16 protein-coding genes are annotated in these 21,047 nt (G+C 45.9%); 3 read left to right on the top strand and 13 right to left on the bottom strand.

Annotated features, from left to right (window positions below; all coding sequences use genetic code 11):
* Positions 1 to 32: 32 nt before the first annotated feature.
* The 4 genes from recN to dnaN form a co-directional block, all read right to left on the bottom strand.
* On the bottom strand, positions 33 to 1,700 hold the full coding sequence (gene recN / locus BLW31_RS13045) for a DNA repair protein RecN (RefSeq protein ID WP_010538598.1): 1,668 nt from the start codon (positions 1,698 to 1,700) through the stop codon (positions 33 to 35).
* A gap of 38 nt (positions 1,701 to 1,738) precedes the next feature.
* A complete protein-coding gene (gene coaBC, locus BLW31_RS13040) occupies positions 1,739 to 2,941 on the bottom strand; it encodes a bifunctional phosphopantothenoylcysteine decarboxylase/phosphopantothenate--cysteine ligase CoaBC (RefSeq protein ID WP_010538599.1) in 1,203 nt (400 codons plus the stop codon).
* Positions 2,941 to 3,720 (bottom strand): 3'-5' exonuclease, encoded by a 780-nt coding sequence (locus BLW31_RS13035; protein ID WP_074759572.1) that lies wholly within the window; start codon positions 3,718 to 3,720, stop codon positions 2,941 to 2,943. The genes coaBC and BLW31_RS13035 overlap by 1 nt, the downstream gene beginning before the upstream one ends.
* Before the next feature lie 151 nt (positions 3,721 to 3,871).
* Positions 3,872 to 4,996, bottom strand: a complete 1,125-nt coding sequence (gene dnaN / locus BLW31_RS13030; RefSeq protein ID WP_010538602.1) for a DNA polymerase III subunit beta — start codon at positions 4,994 to 4,996, stop codon at positions 3,872 to 3,874.
* A 152-nt stretch (positions 4,997 to 5,148) separates the two neighbouring features.
* Here dnaN and BLW31_RS13025 point away from each other — a divergent pair, with 152 nt between their 5' ends.
* A complete protein-coding gene (locus BLW31_RS13025; protein ID WP_010538603.1) occupies positions 5,149 to 5,523 on the top strand; it encodes a DUF3127 domain-containing protein in 375 nt (124 codons plus the stop codon).
* A gap of 740 nt (positions 5,524 to 6,263) precedes the next feature.
* On the opposite strand, the gene BLW31_RS13020 is transcribed toward BLW31_RS13025, so the two are convergent.
* The 5 genes from BLW31_RS13020 to BLW31_RS13000 form a co-directional block, all read right to left on the bottom strand.
* Positions 6,264 to 7,841 (bottom strand): DUF3352 domain-containing protein, encoded by a 1,578-nt coding sequence (locus BLW31_RS13020; protein WP_010538604.1) that lies wholly within the window; start codon positions 7,839 to 7,841, stop codon positions 6,264 to 6,266.
* Between the two features lie 84 nt (positions 7,842 to 7,925).
* The gene (locus BLW31_RS13015) at positions 7,926 to 8,684 is read right to left on the bottom strand and encodes an MBL fold metallo-hydrolase (RefSeq protein ID WP_010538605.1); all 759 of its coding nucleotides are present in this window, start codon (positions 8,682 to 8,684) and stop codon (positions 7,926 to 7,928) included.
* 60 nt (positions 8,685 to 8,744) lie between these two features.
* Complete coding sequence (gene murB, locus BLW31_RS13010) at positions 8,745 to 9,740, bottom strand: UDP-N-acetylmuramate dehydrogenase (protein ID WP_010538606.1); 996 nt, start codon at positions 9,738 to 9,740, stop codon at positions 8,745 to 8,747.
* Positions 9,741 to 9,760: 20 nt separating this feature from the next.
* The gene (locus BLW31_RS13005) at positions 9,761 to 10,609 is read right to left on the bottom strand and encodes a DUF4348 domain-containing protein (RefSeq protein ID WP_010538607.1); all 849 of its coding nucleotides are present in this window, start codon (positions 10,607 to 10,609) and stop codon (positions 9,761 to 9,763) included.
* Positions 10,606 to 11,562 carry an NAD-dependent epimerase/dehydratase family protein gene (locus BLW31_RS13000; protein WP_010538608.1) on the bottom strand — a complete coding sequence of 319 codons (957 nt, stop codon included), beginning with the start codon at positions 11,560 to 11,562 and terminating at the stop codon, positions 10,606 to 10,608. The genes BLW31_RS13005 and BLW31_RS13000 overlap by 4 nt, the downstream gene beginning before the upstream one ends.
* Positions 11,563 to 11,698: 136 nt before the next feature.
* Here BLW31_RS13000 and kbl point away from each other — a divergent pair, with 136 nt between their 5' ends.
* The gene (kbl, locus tag BLW31_RS12995; protein ID WP_010538609.1) at positions 11,699 to 12,886 is read left to right on the top strand and encodes a glycine C-acetyltransferase; all 1,188 of its coding nucleotides are present in this window, start codon (positions 11,699 to 11,701) and stop codon (positions 12,884 to 12,886) included.
* A 122-nt stretch (positions 12,887 to 13,008) separates the two neighbouring features.
* The gene (locus BLW31_RS12990) at positions 13,009 to 13,413 is read left to right on the top strand and encodes a DUF2721 domain-containing protein (protein WP_010538610.1); all 405 of its coding nucleotides are present in this window, start codon (positions 13,009 to 13,011) and stop codon (positions 13,411 to 13,413) included.
* Positions 13,414 to 13,492: 79 nt separating this feature from the next.
* On the opposite strand, the gene BLW31_RS12985 is transcribed toward BLW31_RS12990, so the two are convergent.
* From BLW31_RS12985 to lysA, 4 genes are all read right to left on the bottom strand, one after another.
* Positions 13,493 to 15,757, bottom strand: coding sequence for a sensor histidine kinase (locus BLW31_RS12985; RefSeq protein ID WP_010538611.1), 2,265 nt, complete (start codon positions 15,755 to 15,757; stop codon positions 13,493 to 13,495).
* Positions 15,758 to 15,772: 15 nt separating this feature from the next.
* A complete protein-coding gene (locus BLW31_RS12980) occupies positions 15,773 to 19,063 on the bottom strand; it encodes a TonB-dependent receptor (protein WP_029425611.1) in 3,291 nt (1,096 codons plus the stop codon).
* A 175-nt stretch (positions 19,064 to 19,238) separates the two neighbouring features.
* A complete protein-coding gene (locus BLW31_RS12975) occupies positions 19,239 to 19,718 on the bottom strand; it encodes a ferritin (RefSeq protein ID WP_010538613.1) in 480 nt (159 codons plus the stop codon).
* Positions 19,719 to 19,839: 121 nt separating this feature from the next.
* Complete coding sequence (lysA, locus tag BLW31_RS12970) at positions 19,840 to 21,000, bottom strand: diaminopimelate decarboxylase (RefSeq protein WP_055269036.1); 1,161 nt, start codon at positions 20,998 to 21,000, stop codon at positions 19,840 to 19,842.
* Between the last annotated feature and the right edge of the window lie 47 nt (positions 21,001 to 21,047).

Below are 21,047 nucleotides of genomic sequence, written 5' to 3'. Positions count from 1 at the left end.
GTAATTTTGAATTATAAATTTTGAATTATGGATTATGAAATACGGGTCAACAAGGCTTTCGCATTGCTAAGAGCAGCCTCTGTCAGTGTGGCTCCACTCAGCATATGAGCTATTTCCTCTACCCGTTCTTCATCGGTGAGACGGCGGATATGGCTGTTCGTTTCCGTATCGCTGTCTTCCTTATATACTTTATAATGAGCGCGCCCGCGAGCTGCAATTTGCGGCAGGTGCGTGATACTGATCACCTGGCGGTTGCGGTCACCCATTTCCTGCATCATATCTGCCATGCGGTCGGCTATCTCACCGGAAACTCCGGTGTCAATCTCATCAAATACAATCGTCGGCAATTTCACCGCACCGGCAATCATCGCTTTGATAGAAAGCATCACACGTGCAATCTCTCCTCCGGAAGCGACAGAAGATATGCTTTGCAAGGTTCCGTTCTTGTTAGCGGAGAACAGGAAGTTGACAGTATCCTCACCCTGTACGCCCGGTTCTTTCTTCAAGCCCATTTCCACCTGAAAGCGGACGTTGGGCATCCCCAGCGGGACAAGCCGGCCAGCCAGCTGTTTCTCTACTTCGCGGGCGGCTGCCGCACGGGCTTTTGTCAGTACGGCTGCCTGTTTCTTCACCCGGTCATACTGGGCGTCTTTGCGGGCAGTCAGTTCGGCTATCCGGTCATCATAAGAGGTAATCTCGGACAGTTTATTCCGGTATTGATCCGCCAAGGCAATCAATTCTTCGAGTGTCTGCACCCGGTGCTTCTGCTGCAAAGAATAAATCAGGTTCAGACGGTCGTTCACTTCGTCCAGCCGGGCAGGATTAAACTCTATCGATTCTCCCTGCGATGATACTTCCTGCGAAATATCCTTCAGTTCGATATAAGCGCTTTCCATGCGGTCGCTTAGTTCGCCGGCAGGCTGATATACTTTTTTCAGGCCATTCAGCGTATTCAGATTATCTTTCAAGAACGAAAGCAGTCCGCCTTCATCCGAGAAAAAGGACTGCTCGATGCGGTAAAGTCCCGCTTTGATTTCTTCGGCATGACTCAATGTTTCCGCTTCCTGTTCCAGCAGGCTCTGCTCTCCTTCGGCAAGATGAGCCTCTTCAATCTGTTCCAGCTGGAAACGGAGATAGTCTTCATCTGTCCGGCTTTGCTCGGCAAGTGCCGTCAACTCGGAGAGTTCACGGTCGAGCTGTTTCCATTCGTTATACAATGAATGGTATTTCTCCAGTGCGTCGTCATTATGAGCCAGAATGTCGAGCACATTCAACTGAAAACCTTCCTTATTAAGCAAAAGATTCTGATGTTGCGAATGCACATCGATCAGCTGTTCGCCCAGTTCCTTCACCTGTGCCAGCGAAGCGGGCGTGTCATTAATGAATGCACGGCTTTTGCCGGATGCCTGCACTTCGCGTCGCAGGATACATTCTTCGTCGTCGTATTCCAGTTCGTTCTCTTCAAAAAACGGACGCATGCCGTATGCCGAGATATCAAAACGTGCTTCGATAATACATTTAGAAGCTCCACGACGAATCGCTTTCACATCGGCACGCTGCCCCAGCAGCAGACCGATTGCTCCCAGAATAATCGATTTTCCGGCTCCTGTCTCACCTGTGATGACAGAGAACCCGGTTTCAAAACCGATATCCAGTTTTTCTATCAATGCGTAATTCTGAATATAGAGTGAACGTAACACTTTCTGTAATTTAAAAATTAAAAAATGAGAATTAAAGATCAGATAGTTAAGACAGCGGCCAGATGGTCGATAATGTCCTGTGCTACTTCCTGTTTAGGCTTCAAAGAATAATCCTTGCGACCTTTGCGATCAATAATGCTAATCTTGTTTGTATCATGACGGAAGCCGGCTCCTGCATCATTCAGGGAGTTAAGGACGATAAAGTCGAAGTTTTTGCGTTCGAGCTTTCCTTCGGCATTCTGCTGTTCGTTGTTCGTTTCGAGGGCAAAGCCCACTAACAGTTGATTTTCTTCTTTGATCTTTCCCAAGCTTGCAGCAATGTCCTGCGTAGCCTGAAGGTGCAAGGTCAGTTCTTCTTCTTTCTCTCGCTTGATCTTTTGGCCGGCCACCGTTTCGGGACGGAAATCAGCAACCGCCGCACAAAGAATCCCTACATCAGCAGTCGGGAAACAGGCTTGCGCTGCTTCATACATTTCCCGGGCAGACTCCACATCAATCCGGTGAATACGTGAATGTTGCGTTTTCAGTTGTACCGGTCCGGCAATCAGCGTCACCTCTGCCCCACGGCGTGCACACTCTTCCGCCAGTGCAAATCCCATCTTACCGGAAGAATAGTTGCCGATAAAACGGACAGGATCAATTTTTTCGTAAGTCGGTCCGGCGGTTATCATGATTTTCCTTCCCTGAAGTTCGGCACTTGCAGAGAAAAATTCATCCAGCACACGAATAATGTTTTCCGGTTCTTCCATACGCCCTTTGCCTACCAGATGGCTGGCAAGTTCGCCCGTTCCGGGTTCGATAATATGGTTGCCGTAGGAACGCAGTATATCCAGATTCTTCTGTGTAGAAGGATGGGCATACATATCGAGGTCCATAGCCGGTGCCACGAATACCGGAGCTTTAGCCGAAAGATAAGTGGTTATCAGCATATTGTCGGCTATCCCATTCGCCATCTTTCCGATGGTAGAGGCAGTGGCGGGTGCAATCAGCATGGCATCTGCCCACAATCCCAGGTCTACGTGGCTGTTCCACGTGCCGTCCCGCTGGGCAAAAAACTCGCTGATGACCGGTTTGCTGGTCAGAGCCGAAAGAGTGATGGGAGTAATAAATTCTTTTCCCGCCGGAGTAATGACAACCTGCACTTCCGCTCCTTGCTTTATCAGCCCGCGGATAATGTAACAAGCCTTATAAGCAGCGATGCTACCGGTTATTCCAAGAATTATCTTTTTTCCTTTTAGCATTATTTTGTAATCAAATTACTCATTTCACGCAAACGGATTTTGGTCAGCACCGCTTTGGTATTCAACGTGAAATCACTGTTTAAAATCCAGCTGTAGTATCCGGGATCTTTCTTCAGCACCTCGGCTACAGACATTCCTTTATATTTTCCGAAGTTAAATACTTCCACACCGTTGTCGTCATACACCATTCGTCCGGCAAAATCTACATTTTTACTGAAACTAGAATATTCTGCCAGGAAAGCGATATCGTTCTGAAGATCCGGATAACGGTCGAGCTGTGCTTTCAGCACCTCGTAAGTGGCACGTGTATCAGCCTCAGCCGTATGGGCATCTTCCAGACTCTTTTCGCAATAGAACTTATAGGCAGCCGAAAGGGTGCGTTGCTCCATCTTATGAAAGATCACCTGTACATCCACAAACTTGCGTTTTGTCATATCAATATCTACGCCGGCACGAAGAAATTCTTCTGCCAATACCGGAATATCAAAACGGTTGGAATTGAATCCGGCCAAATCGCAGCCTTCAATGTCACGGGCAACATTCTTTGCCACTTCCTTGAAAGTCGGACAATCCACCACATCTGCATCATAAATGCCATGTACGGCAGAAGAGGCTTCAGGAATATGCATTTCGGGATTGATACGCATTGTTTTCGTTTCCTCATTCCCGTTAGGATATACTTTCAGATAACAAATTTCAACGATCCGGTCTGTGTTGATATTGGTTCCCGTCGTCTCCAAATCGAAGAAAACAATCGGGTTTTTCAAATTTAATCTCATATCTTTCTTTAATGGATAATTATTCAATGGATAATGGACAATTGATAATGGATAATGAAGAATGGACAGGAAACATAAAAAATGGATAACTCCTGACTACTGACAGCGCAGCTCATTATCCATTATCCATTCTCAATTATCCATTAAATAACTAATCGTTCAACATCATCGGCATCAGCAGCATCAGCAAGTCTTCATTTTCTTCCTGCTCTACCGGTACAATGACTCCGGCACGGGATGGATCGGCAAGTTCGATTACCACTTCATCGGCTGAAATATTGTTCAGGATATCGATGAGGAAAGTAGACTTGAATCCGATGCTCATGGCAGCGCCTGCATATTGGCAAACTTGCGTTTCTTCGGCAGAAGTGGAGAAATCGATGTCCTGTGCGGAAATCACAATCTGATTTTCCTGCATGCGCAGTTTGATCAAGCTGCTTGCCTGGGAAGAGAAGATAGACACACGGCGCAAAGCTCCGATCAGCTGCTGGCGGTCTACGGTCACTTTATGAGGGTTGTTCTGCGGAATCACCGAGTTGTAGTTCGGATAACGTCCTTCGATCAGACGGCAGACCATGCGGTAGCTTTCCAGCATAAACACGGCGTTGCGTTCGTCAAATTCGATGGTCACGGTTCCCTGTTCTTTCGGAAGCAGGTTTTTCAGCAATGTAGCGGGTTTCTTCGGAAGGATGAACGCGGCACGCTCGTTTCCTTTGGCAGCCAGCGTTTTGCAACGTACCAGCTTATGACCGTCCGATGCCACCATTGTGATGTCTTCTGTTGTAATATCGAAATATATACCATTCATTACCGGACGGAGCTCATCGTCGGCAGTCGCAAATACCGAGCGGTTGATACCGCCGAGCAGTACGTTCGCTTCCATTTCCACACGGACTGCATTGTCGCCCAATACAGCCGACTGAGGAAATTCGTCAGCATTCTGTCCCATCAGACTATACTTTCCGTTCTGATACTGCACTGTGATTTCGTAATTGTCCGTGTTGACGTAGAATGTCAACGGTTGTTCCGGAATTTCTTTCAGTGCATCAAGCAATGTTTTTGCTACTACGGCAAAACGCCCGTTTGTATCGCTTTCATTTACCTCTACGGTAGTCACCATAGTCGTTTCACTGTCAGAAACAGTCACAGACAATGTTCCGTCTTCCAATTCGAAGAGAAAACAATCGAGAATAGGCAGCGCATTCTTTGAGTTAATTACACGACTGATAGCCTGTAAATGGCTGGAAAGAGCAGTACTTGAAACGATAAATTTCATATATTTTCGAGTATTTAAGTTTTGAATTATATATCGCACAAAGTTACGAAAAAAGATTCGTGCTGCCCAAGAAAACGAAAGAAAAAACAAGCATTGTGTGAGGGATATTCCTAAAAAATTGTAACTTCGCCGCAGAATTTAAAATTATCGCAATGGAATTTACAGGAAAAATCATCGCTATCCTCCCTCCGAGAGGTGGAGTTTCAAAGACTAGCGGCAACGAGTGGAAATCACAAGAGTTCGTAATTGAAAACCATGACCAATATCCGCGCAAAATGTGTTTCGACGTATTTGGTGCCGACAAAATCGAACAGTTCAACATTCAGATGGGCGAAGAACTGACCGTATCATTCGACGTTGACGCCCGTCAATGGAACGACCGTTGGTTCAACAGTATCCGTGCATGGAAAGTTGAGCGTGTAAGCGCAGGTGCCCCTATGGCTCCGGGTGCTCCCGTTCCTCCTCCGGCTCCGTCTGCTACTCCGGATTTCACTCCGGGCGATGCAAAAGACGACCTGCCGTTCTAAGAATTAAAATGATCCGCATAAAAAGACTTCCGATGAAACCATTTCTATCGGGAGTTTTTTTTATGACTGTCCCCTGCAGTAACCGTACACCGAACTGAAGTGAATTCACCTCGGAGCCAACGCAGATTCAGCAGCGAGCTGAAAAGGACTGAGCAGCGAGGCGAAAGAAATCGAGCAGCGAGCTGAAGGAGATTGGGCAGCGAGACAAAAAAAGCCCCATGAAGGTGCGCCAAAAGTCGGATCAGTTCGAAAACCCGGTTGTTTTCAGATTATTTTTTGTACGGAAATGAACAAAATTATAAATTGAGGATTAGGCACGGATTACACGGATTAACACGGTTGTTTTACGTAATCATAGCACTAAAACCGTGAAATCCGTGTAATCCGTGCCTAAATATATTCTTTTCGGTATAGCATGGAGCTCAAACAGGGTTTTCGGACTGACCCCAAAAGTCAATAGTAACTAAACAGTCCTCACTTTAGTTACTTTTGACACCCCTTCATGAGTTCCCTCAAAGACATCTTACGGAATGGAATAAAAAGTAAGTCGGCGGCGGCAAAATCCTCTATCTTTTTTCTTATTAATTCTATTTCTTTAGAATAGAATTATATACTCTTCTCTACTCTACTGGTTTCCATTCGGTTTTCGCGCCCTGCCAGAAGGCGTTTCAGAGCTTTTAGTTTCGCAAATTAAGAGCTATTTTCCCCCTCTATTTTTCGCCTGTTTTTTTCATCGGATTCTACTCGGATTTATACTTCAAAACAAGGTTAGGATACACCACCCCATCCGCACAAGTGAACTGTGCAAAAAGAACGAAATTACGGAAAAAGTCGGAGTTGCGGAGAAAGAATTCCGGCACATAGCGAACCTGATAGCCGGACTGGTCGAGCACATGGGCAAAGTCCGCCATCAACATGAAGTGGTACGAATCAGATAATCCGTCCGTGCCCGCCCGATAAGCCAATGCTCCATCGAGCACTTCACCGTTGTCCAACTGACGGATATATCTCAACAAACTATCCTCATCCGGAGCCAGCAGCAAACGCCCTCCATAGAATGTGGCATAAACATGCATAGACGGCTCTACGAAACTGGTTAGTTGCGTAAACAACGTTGTCTGAGGCAACCTATATACAGGATAGGCCTTAGCGGGAGTATAACAAAAAGTTATACGGGAATTCCGCCCCATTCCTTCCTCTGCCGGAGCCGTATTTACCAACGAGCGCAACATTCTTTCCGCTTCAGTCACATCCATCACAGAGAGGCTCAAAACAGCCGCAGGCCCCATCAGCGAATCTTCCCGCTGGAAAAGACACGCCACCAAGTCCTGCCCCGTATTTTCCGCCAGATAGCGCGACAGTTCCCGATCCCGGTTCAGGACCTCACCTGTCCTGCCCGCCGTCGCATATTCCTGCCGGTCACCATAGGAAAGCAAGGACGCCCAATCCGTAATTCCCTGTTTGCTGAAATAAAAAGCGGTAGAAGGCAGCGTTTCACCCGGAAATCCCTTGACGGATTCCTGTTGCCGGATTACATTTATAAAGGTGGAACAAGTATCTACATGGTGGCTGATGCCGGAGAAATAGATGAAATCATCTTTCAGTTTCATATCAAACTCCGTCCACCCCATCATTCCTGCCAGACGGGTATAAACAGTAGCGATAGCCGTACTTTTTTTCGGTGTACGCACTTCCTCAAAATCAGGGTCTCCGGACAATGACTTGCCTGTCTTACGAATATCGATCACCTCCTCTATCAGTTTCTTCTGGCAACTGAGCACCAAGAAATCTTCCGTCAGATAACAAGCGAGAAAATCGCCGTCAGCCATCGGATAAATGATAATATCCTCGCCCTTATAATCGAATGTTTTCGGAGGATAGCCCGACGAAACGTATTTCTGCACAAAACGGTCGATCAGCTCACGGTCACCATTCCCCAACCGGCAATAAAGCACCTGATTACGATCATTGTCCGGTTCGTGGAAACTAATCAGCATCTGATTCATCTGCCTGCTCAAACCGTGAGGCGCATCTTCCAGAAGAGAGTAAAGGTATTGTTTCAGATAAGAAAACAGTTTGGATACATAAAGATACTGATGGTCTCTGCTACAAGTCAGCTCATCTACTTCCATTACAAATTCCGCCACGTCTTCTGTCACAAACACTGCTGAAGCGGAGGAAGGAACCAAGGTGTAGAGATCGAAATCCTTCTGATCTTCGGCAGCCGATAACCTGAAAAAAGAGTACAACGCAAAACCTGAGCACAAAAGTACAACAGAAGAAGTGATCGCTATTTTCACTATCGTACGAAGTTTCATAATATTTGCTGTTTATCGGCTAGGGGCAAAAATAATAATTTCTACAAAGAAAACAAAACTTTTGCTAAAAAAAGTCACCGATAATCAGAAAATGATTTCCATTCCGTCGTATGTAAGGTGAACATTTTCAGGAAGTCCCTTCTCTACCTTCTCATGCAGCCCCATATCATGACTCATGTGGATGAAGTATGTCTCCTTTGCCCGAATACGTTCTGCCGCCTTCAATGCCTCCTCCAGACTCTGGTGGGTGGGATGAGGAGCGATGCGAAGCGCATTCATTATCAGAACATCTATCCCCTCCAATTGTTCATAAGATTCTTCGGGCATGGTGAGCATATCCGTGATATAGCCCAGCCGACCGATACGATAGCCCAGAATCGGCAACCGCCCATGCATCACCCGCAAAGGAACCACCTCCGCACGATGAATGGAAAAGGCTTGCCCGGCAACCACTTCCTGCAAAGGAATATCAGGAACACCGGGATAACGATGATCGACAAAACAGTAGGGCATCCGCAGACGCAGTGCCTGTGCCACATATTCTTCAGCATAAATAGGAACCGCCCCGAAACGGCAGAACGGACGCAAATCATCCAGTCCGCCCACATGATCATAATGCTCGTGCGTGATAAGTACCCCGTCTATCTTCTCAAAAGGAAGATGCAACACCTGCGCCCGAAAATCGGGTCCGCAATCGATCAGTATCCGGGCGTCTTCCGTTTCAACGATAGCAGACGCACGCAAACGGTTATCTTTGGGATCGGGAGAAGTGCAGACCGGACAACTACACCCTATCTGGGGAACTCCCGTCGATGTTCCGCTTCCAAGTATTCTTACTTTCATTTCTTTAATCAACAATTTCTCTAATGGATAACTCTTTAATGGATAATTGATCATTCTCCATTATCCATTAACCAAGTTTACTTCCGGATGGATGTCTATGCCGAATTTCTCACGAACAGAAGCCCGTACCGCATCCGAAAGTGCTATAATGTCACTCCCCTTTGCACCGCCCCGGTTCACCAGTACTAATGCCTGTTTGTCATGCACTGCTGCCGGTCCCAGGGATTTTCCTTTCCAGCCGCACTGGTCGATCATCCATCCTGCCGGAATTTTCACTCGTCCGTCATTCAGTTCGTAGAAAGGGATTCGGGGAAATTCCTGCTGCAAAGCTTCCAGCTTTTCGCGCGGAACGATAGGATTCATAAAGAAACTGCCGGCATTTCCCATCACTTTCGGGTCGGGCAGTTTACTTTCACGGATATCGATGATCACTTTCCGGAGCACCGGCAATGTCAGTGCGGGATACTTTTCGAGTTCCTGACGGATGGTGCCGTAATCCAACGTATAATGTTCTTCCTTACTGAGCCGGAAGCAAACATAGGTCACAAATACGGATTTATTCTCCGGACGTTTGAAAATGCTGTCGCGATAGGCATAGCCGCATTCTTCTACAGCATAAACGCGCTCCTCACCGTGAATGTTCACCGTCTCTACGGAGATGATCAGGTCTTTCACCTCTACCCCGTAAGCACCGATATTCTGCACGGCACTTGCTCCCACTTCACCGGGAATCAGGGAAAGGTTTTCCGTTCCATACCAGCCGTGCTCTACACAATAACCTACGAAGTCATCCCAGACCACGCCTGCTCCTACCCGTACGGACACACTACGGTCGTCCTCCTCCATCACCTCGATTCCTTCGATACGGGAATGCAGAACCAGCCCGTCATAATCTTTGGCGAAAAGCAGATTGCTCCCACCGCCTATATGTAAAAAAGGTGTCGTAAGGGCACCTTGAGCTATCAATGTCTTCAGTTCTTCTACCGAAGCATATTCCTGAAACCGTTCGGCACTGACGTCAATGCCAAACGTATTGTGTGATAAAAGAGAATACATTTCTTCTGTTTTTTTGGTTGCTAAATACTGGTATCTTCAAACTTATACAGCTGCCATTCGCCTGCCTTCCGCTTGAAGTAGAGAATATTAGAGAAGCCGTTTCCAATTCCTTTCAATGCGAGAATCTTTGTCGGCGAGTTATCATCATTCCGCTGTCCGTAATTGATATTCGAGAGACGGTCTGCAGGCAGTGCCGGTTTGAAGGCGAACCACTGGTTCAAATCCAGAGAGGTCTCCAGAATAGAGAAGTCATCATCCGGATCTGAGGTGACAAAAGCCAAAGGGTCCTGCACACGTTGGCTCTGAAAAAGGCTGTCGGCAGCAAAATGGCTGAAGAACTCCACAAAGTCCTCATTCTCATTCCGCTCAATAGGACGCAGATTGATAGCCTCTAAAATCCATGCCCCCTTGATACGCTCAAAATAATACTTTTTCACCATTCGGGTTTTCACGAATATCCATTCTACCTGAACGGAGGTCAGCGAGGTATCCCCCACCAGATCCATATCTTCTTCCTTATCAAACAGGAGCGTATAATAATGCTGTTTGGTAAATAAGTCATCATGCTTCCAGTTGCGCTCTTCGATATTGGTCTTCTCGTCTCCCTTGTAATAGGGCAACGGGAATTTCACACGCTGACGCTGCAAAGCATCATCGGAAGCAAAATTGTAGATGAAATCGTCGAAAGATTCGTCCGCTTCTGTCGGTTTAGGTTCTTCCGGCAACTCCTCCTGATGGATTGAATCGGCTTTATGCCGGATAGAATCCACCTCATGTGTGATAGATGCAAAGGGGTCGATGCTCGTTTTCTTGTTTCCACAGGAACCCAGAACACTGAGCACCAGTACCCCCGCAATAAGTTTTTTCATTTTTTCAGTTTCTCTCTTAGCTTTTCAAGCATATCCACCGTCATGCTCTCCAAATCGTAAGCCGGCTTCCATCCCCACTCCTCACGGGCGCAGGTATCGTCCAGACTATCGGGCCAGCTGTCGGCTATGCGCTGTTTCAAAGGATCTATGTCATAGACCATTTCGAACGCAGGCACATGCTTCTTGATGGCATGGTATATCGTCTCAGGGTCGAAACTCATAGAGGCGATATTGAAAGCGTTGCGGTGTATCAGCCTGGTCGGATCTGCTTCCATCAGCATGATTGCTGCGTTCAGCGCGTCCGGCATATACATCATATCCATTAAAGTGCCTTCTTTGATCGGGCACACAAATTTTTCTCCTTTCACTGCCGAATAATAAATATCTACGGCATAATCGGTAGTTCCTCCTCCCGGAGGGGTCACATTCGAAATGATGCCCGGGAAACGGACAGCACGGGTATCGACACCGTATTTGTTAAAATAGTAGTCACTCAGCAGCTCTGTCGTCACCTTGGTGACACCATACATGGTGCGAGGACGCTGAACGGTATCCTGTGGTGTCAGTGTATGAGGCGTGCTTGCACCGAACGATCCGATAGAACTGGGGGTAAATACCGCACATCCCTGCTCACGCGCCACTTCCAAAACATTCCACAATCCGTCAATACCAATCTTCCAGGCCAGCTTCGGCTTGGACTCGGCTACCACCGAAAGCAGTGCAGCCAAATTATATATTGTATCTATGTGGTGTTCTTTCACCACCGATTCAATCATTTCACCATTCGTTACATCGACAACAGCCGACGGTCCCGACTCCTTTAACTCGCCTTTGGGCTCTGCGCCCTGAATATAACCCGCTACTACGTTTGTGTTTCCATAACGCCTGCGCAACTCCATCGTCAACTCGGACCCTATTTGTCCGGTGGCTCCAATAATCAAAATGTGTTTCATTTTTCCTTTTAAATAAAAGTGTTAAGCTAAATAGTGCGCAAAGTAAGCACTTTTTTTTCAGATTTAAATCAAAAAGATATTGTTTATTCCAAGAAAAATCGTGTCCTTTGCAGTATAACTTAATCACTCAAACACTATGTACGGTAAAATGCAGGAATATCTCAGCCAGACACTGGCTGAAATTAAGGAAGCCGGACTTTACAAAGAAGAACGACTTATCGAAAGTGCGCAGCAAGCTGCCATCACTGTAAAAGGCAAAGAAGTGCTGAACTTCTGCGCCAACAACTATCTGGGACTGTCCAACCACCCCCGCCTGATCAAAGCTTCTCAGGAAATGATGGACCGCCGCGGATATGGTATGTCATCTGTCCGCTTCATCTGCGGAACGCAAGATATACATAAGGAACTGGAAGCTGCCATCTCGGATTATTTCCAGACAGAAGATACGATTCTGTACGCAGCTTGCTTCGATGCCAACGGGGGTGTATTCGAACCGCTTTTCAGCGAAGAGGATGCCATTATCTCCGATTCTCTGAACCACGCTTCTATCATCGACGGTGTACGTCTTTGCAAGGCGAAACGTTATCGTTATGCCAATGCGGATATGAAGGACCTGGAAAGATGCCTGCAAGAGGCTCAGGCGCAACGTTTCCGTATCGTTGTCACCGACGGTGTATTTTCTATGGACGGCAACGTAGCGCCGATGGATCAGATTTGTGATCTTGCCGAGAAGTACGATGCGCTGGTTATGGTAGACGAATCGCACTCTGCCGGTGTGGTTGGCGCTACAGGCCACGGCGTCAGCGAACTGTACAAAACTCACGGACGTGTGGACATCTATACAGGCACACTGGGCAAAGCTTTCGGAGGTGCATTGGGCGGATTCACTACCGGTCGCAAGGAGATTATCGACTTACTGCGTCAGCGCAGCCGTCCTTACCTGTTCTCCAACTCATTGGCTCCGGGTATCATCGGTGCAAGTCTCGAAGTATTCAAGATGCTGAAAGAAAGCAATGCGCTGCATGACAAGCTTGTAGAGAATGTAAACTACTTCCGCGACCAGATGACAGCCGCCGGATTCGACATCAAACCGACACAGAGTGCAATCTGCGCCGTTATGTTGTATGATGCCAAACTGTCGCAGATTTATGCTGCACGCATGCAGGAAGAAGGGATTTATGTGACTGGATTCTATTATCCGGTCGTTCCGAAAGAACAGGCTCGTATCCGCGTACAGATCTCCGCCGGACACGAGAAAGCACACCTCGACAAATGTATCGCTGCCTTCATCAAAGTCGGCAAAGAACTCGGAGTGCTTAAATAATAAGTATCAGGTATTAAGTATTAGGTATTACCGTAGCTGCCGATCGTTTATCTGCATAGCATAATACCTAATACTTGATACTTAATACTTTAATACCTAATACTTACTAATTTGTTTTCAAGATGGAAGAATTGACTCTCACTACTCCTGCCCTGCTTTTCTCGGCTGTTTCGCTGATTTTACTGGCTTATACCAACCGTTTTTTATCGTATGCACAATTGGTACGACAGTTGCGGGACCGTTACATGGAAAATCCTACGGATATCACGGTAGCACAAATCGAGAATTTAAGAAAACGCTTAAACCTGACACGAACGATGCAGGGGCTGGGCATTGCAAGTCTTTTTTTCTGTGTAGTCAGCATGTTCCTCATCTACATCGGACTGCAATTACTGTCGGCGTATGTGTTCGGGCTGGCTTTGATTCTGTTGATCGCTTCTTTAGGAGTATCTTTCCGTGAAATACAGATTTCTACCCGTTCACTGGAAATCTATCTGGGAACTATGGAGAAAGGGAAAAAGAAATAGCTCTGCCCATTTCCGGAGAGCTATGTTTTGAATATTACATATTTATTATACGTCGGTACGACTCATTTTACGCGATACGTCATGATATGACCCGGCAAGGTATAATGACCGTGAATCGGCTTCCTTTGCCCGCTTCCGATTGAAGGGTTATCTTGCCACCCAGCTTTTCCACAATCACTTTGCAAATAGACAGTCCCAGTCCGGCTCCCTGCGAAAATTCATTCTGCTTGTAGAAGCGGCTGAAAATCATCTGCTGTTCTTCACGGGGAATGCCTCTGCCGGTATCTTCTACATAAATGTGCACTGCCTCTTCTTCCTCCATATAGTAGTAGCCGATTTTGATAAATCCACTTTCCGTAAACTTGGTCGCATTATTCAGAAAGTTCGTAAGGACCTGTATCAGCCGCTCTCTGTCAACATCAATTTCCAGACATATATCTTCTTCCTCTTTCTGAAAATCAAGACGGGGTGCAATCAACACTTGGTGAGTCATATAGACGTCATTAAGCAGTTCCTTCACTATACATTTCTTATAGCAGAAAGACATATATCCGGACTCGATGCGGGAAAGTTCCAGAATGTCATTAACCAGTTTGAGCAGCAAATCGCTATTCTTATTAATGGTGTCAATATACTCCTGTTTATCTTCCGAACTTAATTCTTCATCGCTAGCCAGAATATTGGAAAAACCTACGATTGAATTTAGCGGTGTACGTATCTCATGGCTCATATTCGCCAGAAAGGATTGTTTCAGTTCCGCCTTTTCTGCCAGCAAACGGGCAGCGTCCAGTTCTTCTTCCCGATCCTTCATCTCTTGTATGTTGAGCAAAAGTCCGGCGGTCTTGTATCCCCCTCCTTCCAGCAGATTAGTCGTATAGCGAAACTCCCACCACTGATATCCTCTTCCGCTAAAATCGCAGCGTAGCTGAACTATCTTTTTACTTGCTTCTTTCAGGTTTCTCCGGCTAAGCTTTACACTGTCCCAATGGCCGGGGTGTACAAACTTCCCCAAGTCCGTAAAAGGCAATTTGCGGGGAGACATACCTTGTGATCTCCAAAAGGCATCTTCAAAGACAAAGAACTCGTCTTCCAATTTCCATGCGTAAGTGGTTCCTCCCTCAATAGCCAATGCCAGAGTTTCCTTTTCGTCTGCCAATGCATAAAGTGCCTGCTTTTTCCTTTTCTGCTCACGAAGATAGAGCCACAACAAACAGGTAACAATGGCAAACAACAATCCAGCCAAAGACACGATGGAAGAAATATAAAAATATGGATATTCCTTACTAAAGGGAATATTGACAATCTTATAATTAGCAGGAATCTTCTCCTTCTTTATCCCCAACTGTTTCATCACATTCCAGTCAACCAGGTATTCCTTCTTGCTCTCAGTCACCGGCATATCCGACGATGAAGCTCCATTCAATATATGTACAGCAGCTCTTACCTCCTCTTCTACCTGAACCGGCAACGAAGTCAGATATCCTCCAAGCAGTTTCTCTCCACATTCAAAACCCTCATTGATCACAGTCAGACTGGGACTCACACAGATGGCCCCAATATTGATGGTCGTAAAATCCCGCTTCAACTGAATATAGCATTGCCCCCGATAGTTCTTATTCAACGCCCACATCAGATTGGCTTCAGACTTGTCCCGGTTGCTACGTATAGAAATGGAAAGAAAACGAATATATCCCTCTTCCCTTACCAGCCGATACTGTTCCACAGAAGGAATGTCGGGATAATCCATGAAACCTGTTACTCTATGTCCTGCCAATTGCTTCCTCGCGTCCTTTCTTATCTGCACATCCAGAAAAGTAGAATCCAGAAGTGTAAACAGACGGACACTATCCCCAAAGAGTTTTCTGGCCATTTCAGCATTTTGAACAAAGCCGATCTTATCATGAAAGCCCGTCGCATTGGGATATTGCTTCAACAACTCCCAATTCGGATAATTGACTCCGGCAAAGACCACCGGCACCTCTTTCACTAGCGGATCACCACACTTCAGAAGAGAGTAAGTCGCCTGATCTTCATTCACCAGAATCACTTCCGGTCGCCAGTCTCCGGATACAGAATCAAGCAAATATCTCATTCGCTTCAGTTCCGTCTCTTCCTTATAGGATTCACAATCCAGATAGAGCGTCCGAATATCAGCATTGACTCCTTCTTTCTTGAATTGTTTAGCTATCAGACGATTAAACTCGGGATAAGCAGTGTACGTTTCTTCATAAGAATGAACAACCAGTATACGCCGCTCTTGGGAAGAGGTACAACCGACCAGTGCTGAAATTAAATAGATCAGTAAAGGAAACAGGAAGATTATTTTTCTATTTTCATTATTCATCTAAAGATTATCCTTTCAATTAAAGATGTAACGGATTCCAAATTGCAACTGCCAACAATTGACAGAGGAACGAACGGGAGCAAAACTACGGTAAGGCAATATTGTCTCTCCGTCTTCTGTCAATGTACCCATGGTATATATCGGTTCATTCTTTTCATTCAAGCCCTTATATTGCAGCGGTTTGTTGATAGTAGAACCTTTGGGTACTCCCCAGGCATCATTCAGCAAATTTCCGATATTCATTATATCCACACTCAGTTGAAGGGTATTTGTAGTCTTTCCCGCCTTCACCTTAAAGTCCTGTACCACACGCAAATCAAAACGGTGATACCAAGGTCGAAACGCTCCGTTTGTCTCCGCATATTTTCCCTTTCGTTTTCTCAGATACGGATCTTGCTCCACAAAAGCCCAGAAAGCCTCTCTCTGCTCAGCCGCCGGAAACAGCACGGTTCCGTCTGTTTTCTTCAAGTCGGTAAAATTCAGTTCATCACGGGTAGCCGGTATATACATCAGGTCATATTGAGAGCCGTCGTTATTCAGGTCTCCATCAATCAGATAGGTATAAGAACCATTATACTGCCCGGTATAAAACAGAGAAATGCCGGTGGCAAAGTTTCGGGCGTATTCGATGGTATAGGATGCAGATGCAATGACACGGTGGGGGGAGTCCAGATAAGAAGCATTGTGCATGGACAGATAGTTGGCTCCCTGCACGGAAGGTTCCTGTTGCCACGCATTTTCGATCTGGTTGCTCGCGTTATTCGACAACGTGCGGGAACGGGTATAAGTATAGGATACCATCAGATTCAGATTTCGGACCGGCTCCATATTCATAGTGGCGTTCAGCGTATAGCTATGTCCTTTGCTTGTATTCGTCATCAGCATGGCACGGGTGATATCCGCATTGATGCGGTTGTCCTTATTTCCCGGATAAATATAGCGATCGTCAGCACCGGACAGGCGGGACATCTTGGAGTCATCCAGAGCAATCATGTTCACGTTCTGTTGCAGAATGGCATTGATATCCTTGATATACATAGCCTCCAACGTCAAATCGGACCGGAAAGGAAATGGCAAACGATAGTCCAGTGCCAGAGAAGTTGTCCATACCTGCGGAGTCTTAAAGTGGCGGTCAATCGTTATGATCTCATTTACTGCTCCCGGTTCTGTGGGGAAACAATCCGGATACTGAGGGGCAATCTCCGACAAGATCTGCTGAGGATTACGAATACCGCCTGCCAAAGCCGCCAACAGCTCTTTCTCACGAGGATCGTTTGTATTCTGAAGTACCGAGACGGTCGTCTTCAGCATACCGCTTCCTTCCTGCATCTTCGACAGGAAAATTAATGGGAAGCGTCCGGTAAAGATTCCCGTTCCTCCTCGAAGTTTCAGTGTCTGATCACCTGATAAATCGTAATTGAAGCCAATACGCGGCGAAAACAGCGGAGTCGCCTTCGGCCAGTAAGCGGTACTCAGCTTCGTACCATAAAATTCGTAAGAGGTGATGGAAGGATTCTCATATCGCTTGTTGACATAAAGCGGAATATCCATGCGGATACCATAAAGCAGTTTAAGCCGTTCATTCACGTTATATTGATCTTGCGCATACAGCGAAAACTGATCATAATGAACGGAAGCCGGAGCTTCTGCGTCTCCCGTTAAAGAATAACAGAGAGCAAAGGCTACAGGAGCCGCCTTATTCACGAAGTCCTCGTAACTGTTGTAACGGTAATACCCTGCTCCGTAGCGCATATAGCTATTTGAAACGTTCTGCGATTCAAAACTTGCCCCTAATGTCAGACTATGGTTTCCCCAATGAACGGAAAAGTTATCTGTAATGCTCCAAACCTTTTCACGGATTCCGTTTTTCCACGCATGCTGCTCGTATCCTGCATTCATAAATGCACGGTTTGTCCCCGTTTCATCGGGTTTCATGATATCGACCGTAGGAAAATCGCCCTTACATTCTCTTTTGTTTCCATCATTAAAAGTCAGACTCACCAAAAGCTGATGGGTCAAAGCAGCACTCAAACGGCTATTCAACTCTGCAGTCAGCGAATTCACATTATCCAATTGCTGCCAGGTGGAATTACGGAAAGACATCGAATAGCGGCTGACCGGTCCGCCATTAATGCTCAACGCCGATCCTACCAGATTATTATCTTTTTTCTGTCCGGTATAGTTATAACGTAGCATGAAACGGTGTTTGTCAGTTATGTTCCAGTCCATACGTGCCATGACACGATACACATCCGTACGTCCGGCAAAATCTGTCCACGAACCGGTATCATATCCATACAAGTTCTTCAGATCCTGCGAAAAACGGCTCATGTCTTCCGCCGTCACACGTGAAATCATATTCTGGCTATCGTCCTTACCGTCATCGGACAGTTTCCATTTATGGATGGGCTGCGGACTATATTCATATTCTCCATTCACAAAAAAGAATAGCTTATTCTTTATAACCGGTCCGCCGAAAGTAAATCCATATACATTACGCCGCTCTTCCTCCCGGTCGCCGAGGTCATAACCGTCTACCTTGTTCCCACGCAGATATTCATTCTTTGTGTACATATAGGCGGAACCACGAAACCGATTTGTTCCGCTCTTTGTCACCGCGTTTACCGAACCTCCGACAAAATTGCTCTGACGTATATCAAAAGGAGCGATACTCACCTGTATCTCTTCCAGCGCATCAATTGAAATCGGATTTCCGCCTCCGGGCAAAACAGCACCATCCAGTCCCGCACTGTAATTGAAGTTCGCTCCGTCAATCGTGTAGTTGTTCATACGTTGGTCACGCCCCCCAAAGCCATTTTTAGTAGCGTAAGGAGACATCTTGGTGATGGCCGTCAGACCACGAGAAATATTAGGGAGACGAGAAATATCTTTTGATGTAATATGGGTAGATGCTCCGGTTTTTTCTCCGGCAAATTTAGAAGCCGTGCCTATAACGAATACTTCATCCAGTTCGGCAGATTCTTTCAATTTGGCATCACAGACATAGGTTTCGGCAAGTTTCAGAGATATGCCGGTAAAAATAGCTGTCCGATAGCCGACATACGAAAATTCAATCCGATATGGCCCGCCGGTGCGCATACCTTCCAAATGGTAAGTTCCCTGCAGGTTAGTCACTGTACCATAGCGTGTTCCGGACGGTTCGTGTATTGCAATTACAGTAGTACCCGGTAACGGTTCGTTTTGTTCGTCCTCAACTCTTCCGCTCATAGAGGAAGTAGTTGCTTGTCCAAAAGATGCGGCTGCCAAACAGCTAAACATCATCAGGAGCCATAAAAATCTGATCATATACTCCAAATTAGACTGTAGCAAATGAATGATCCTTTGTGTGCAGAATAACTCATTGCAGTGGGCAAAGATAACAGATTTTTAAATATGAGCAAAGTAAGTTAAAAAAAAGAAGCTGTCTGAATATAAATCCAAACAGCTTCTCCTATCTTATTTTCTATTTTTCAGATTGCCATCAACGTTGTCCCAGCTGTGAATCAACAAAGAAAATACCAGTATCACCGGCTTTCTTGATCTTATCCACAATTCCCTGTGCGGTAGCTTCTTCTTCTACTTGTTCGCGAACAAATCCCCACAAGAAATCCTGAGTAGCTTTATCTTTTTCAGCAGCAGCCACATCTACCAGCTTGTCTACCATTTCCGATACATGGCATTCATGTTTGTAAACATGCTCAAACACTTCCAGCGGAGTACCCCAGCCGTTAGGAACCACATCGATCTTGTCGACTTTGGCCATTCCACCACGTTTAATGATATAATCGGCCATTGCGTAAGCATGTTCCAGTTCTTCATGAGACTGCTTCTTCATCCAATGTGCAAATCCACTGAAACCTTCTTTCTCAAAATAGAAAGACATTGCTAAATACAGGTTAGAAGACCACATTTCCGCAGTGATCTGCTCATTGATTGCTTTCTGTAATTTTTCTGAAATCATAATCGTATATTTTTATTAAGTTGTTAATGTAGTTTTCTTTTGAACTCATTACAAAAATAACAAGATTTCAGTTAAAATTGTTCCATCCTCCCTGTATTTTTAAACTACATTCACATTTTATTTACACCAATTCGTCAGAAGTGTATCCTTTCGGCAGTTCACGGCAGTTATATCCGGATGCCATAATCTCGCCGTAAGCCCCTGCAGAACGAAGTGCAATCAAGTCTCCGCGCTTTACCTTATTCAAATCAATCGCTTTACCGAAAACGTCTGATGATTCACAGATGGGGCCTACTACATCATATGCCTCTACGGGGTCTTCCGAAGTAATGTTTTCCATCTTGTGGTAAGCCTGATACAAAGCCGGACGAATCAAGTCTGTCATACCTGCATCGAGGATGGCGAATTTCTTCTTGGTTCCCTGCTTTACATACAGTACTTTGGATATCAGAGAACCGCATTGTCCTACCACCGCACGTCCCAGTTCGAAGTGCAGTGTCTGATAAGGGCGCAGTTTCAGTTGTCCGGCATAGGTAGCAAAGTAGCTCTTGAAATCGGGAATGGACTGACGGTTCGGATGTCCGTAGTCAATACCCAAGCCACCGCCGACATTGATGTGTTCTACCAGAATATGACGCGCTTCCAGTTTATCCTGCAATTCATTCACACGGTTGCAGAGCGCGATAAAATCGCCCATATCCAATATCTGAGAACCGATATGGAAGTGCAGGCCGATGAATTTCACGTTCTTCATCTCCAAGGCGACATCGATCACCTTGTCCATATCCTGCATACTGATACCGAATTTGTTTTCAGCCAGACCGGTAGTGATATTAGCATGCGTATGTGCTCCTACATCCGGATTGATGCGGAAAGCGACATTAGCAATCTTATTCTGTGCCGCAGCCAGTTCATTGATGACTTCCAGTTCGGGAATAGACTCTACATTGAAACAGAAGATGCCATACTCCAGTCCGAGGTTGATCTCCCAGTCTGCTTTACCGACTCCGGCAAAAACAACCTTATTGGCCGGAAACCCGGCACGGATAGCGGCACGTATTTCTCCACCGCTCACGCAGTCGGCTCCCATTCCGCTTTCACGGATAATGGTCATTACTTTCGGATTGGCATTTGCCTTGACAGCATAGTGTACGGAATAGCTAGGATATTTGGCAACCTCTTGGTTAATAGCCGACAATGTATCACGCAGCACTTTCGTATCATAATAATAGAAAGGTGTCTGCAAAGTACGGAATTTATCGATTGGAAATATTCCTTTCATCATTCAAGAAACTTGTTTAGTTAGTTAAAAAGAGCGCTTTTATCAGT

The sequence above is a fragment of the Bacteroides faecis MAJ27 genome (assembly GCF_900106755.1).
Classification (GTDB): Bacteria; Bacteroidota; Bacteroidia; order Bacteroidales; family Bacteroidaceae; genus Bacteroides; species Bacteroides faecis.
The sequence above is the reverse complement of the archived record's forward strand: the minus strand, read 5'-3'. Positions and strand labels throughout refer to the sequence as shown.

Coding starts and splice junctions, on each gene's coding strand:
- coaBC (WP_010538599.1), bottom strand. CDS start 2,941: ATGCTAAAAGGAAAAAAGATAATTCTTGGAATAACCGGTAGCATCGCT.
- BLW31_RS13035 (WP_074759572.1), bottom strand. CDS start 3,720: ATGAGATTAAATTTGAAAAACCCGATTGTTTTCTTCGATTTGGAGACG.
- dnaN (WP_010538602.1), bottom strand. CDS start 4,996: ATGAAATTTATCGTTTCAAGTACTGCTCTTTCCAGCCATTTACAGGCT.
- BLW31_RS13025 (WP_010538603.1), top strand. CDS start 5,149: ATGGAATTTACAGGAAAAATCATCGCTATCCTCCCTCCGAGAGGTGGA.
- BLW31_RS13020 (WP_010538604.1), bottom strand. CDS start 7,841: ATGAAACTTCGTACGATAGTGAAAATAGCGATCACTTCTTCTGTTGTA.
- BLW31_RS13015 (WP_010538605.1), bottom strand. CDS start 8,684: ATGAAAGTAAGAATACTTGGAAGCGGAACATCGACGGGAGTTCCCCAG.
- murB (WP_010538606.1), bottom strand. CDS start 9,740: ATGTATTCTCTTTTATCACACAATACGTTTGGCATTGACGTCAGTGCC.
- BLW31_RS13005 (WP_010538607.1), bottom strand. CDS start 10,609: ATGAAAAAACTTATTGCGGGGGTACTGGTGCTCAGTGTTCTGGGTTCC.
- BLW31_RS13000 (WP_010538608.1), bottom strand. CDS start 11,562: ATGAAACACATTTTGATTATTGGAGCCACCGGACAAATAGGGTCCGAG.
- kbl (WP_010538609.1), top strand. CDS start 11,699: ATGTACGGTAAAATGCAGGAATATCTCAGCCAGACACTGGCTGAAATT.
- BLW31_RS12990 (WP_010538610.1), top strand. CDS start 13,009: ATGGAAGAATTGACTCTCACTACTCCTGCCCTGCTTTTCTCGGCTGTT.
- BLW31_RS12985 (WP_010538611.1), bottom strand. CDS start 15,757: ATGAATAATGAAAATAGAAAAATAATCTTCCTGTTTCCTTTACTGATC.
- BLW31_RS12980 (WP_029425611.1), bottom strand. CDS start 19,063: ATGATCAGATTTTTATGGCTCCTGATGATGTTTAGCTGTTTGGCAGCC.
- BLW31_RS12975 (WP_010538613.1), bottom strand. CDS start 19,718: ATGATTTCAGAAAAATTACAGAAAGCAATCAATGAGCAGATCACTGCG.
- lysA (WP_055269036.1), bottom strand. CDS start 21,000: ATGAAAGGAATATTTCCAATCGATAAATTCCGTACTTTGCAGACACCT.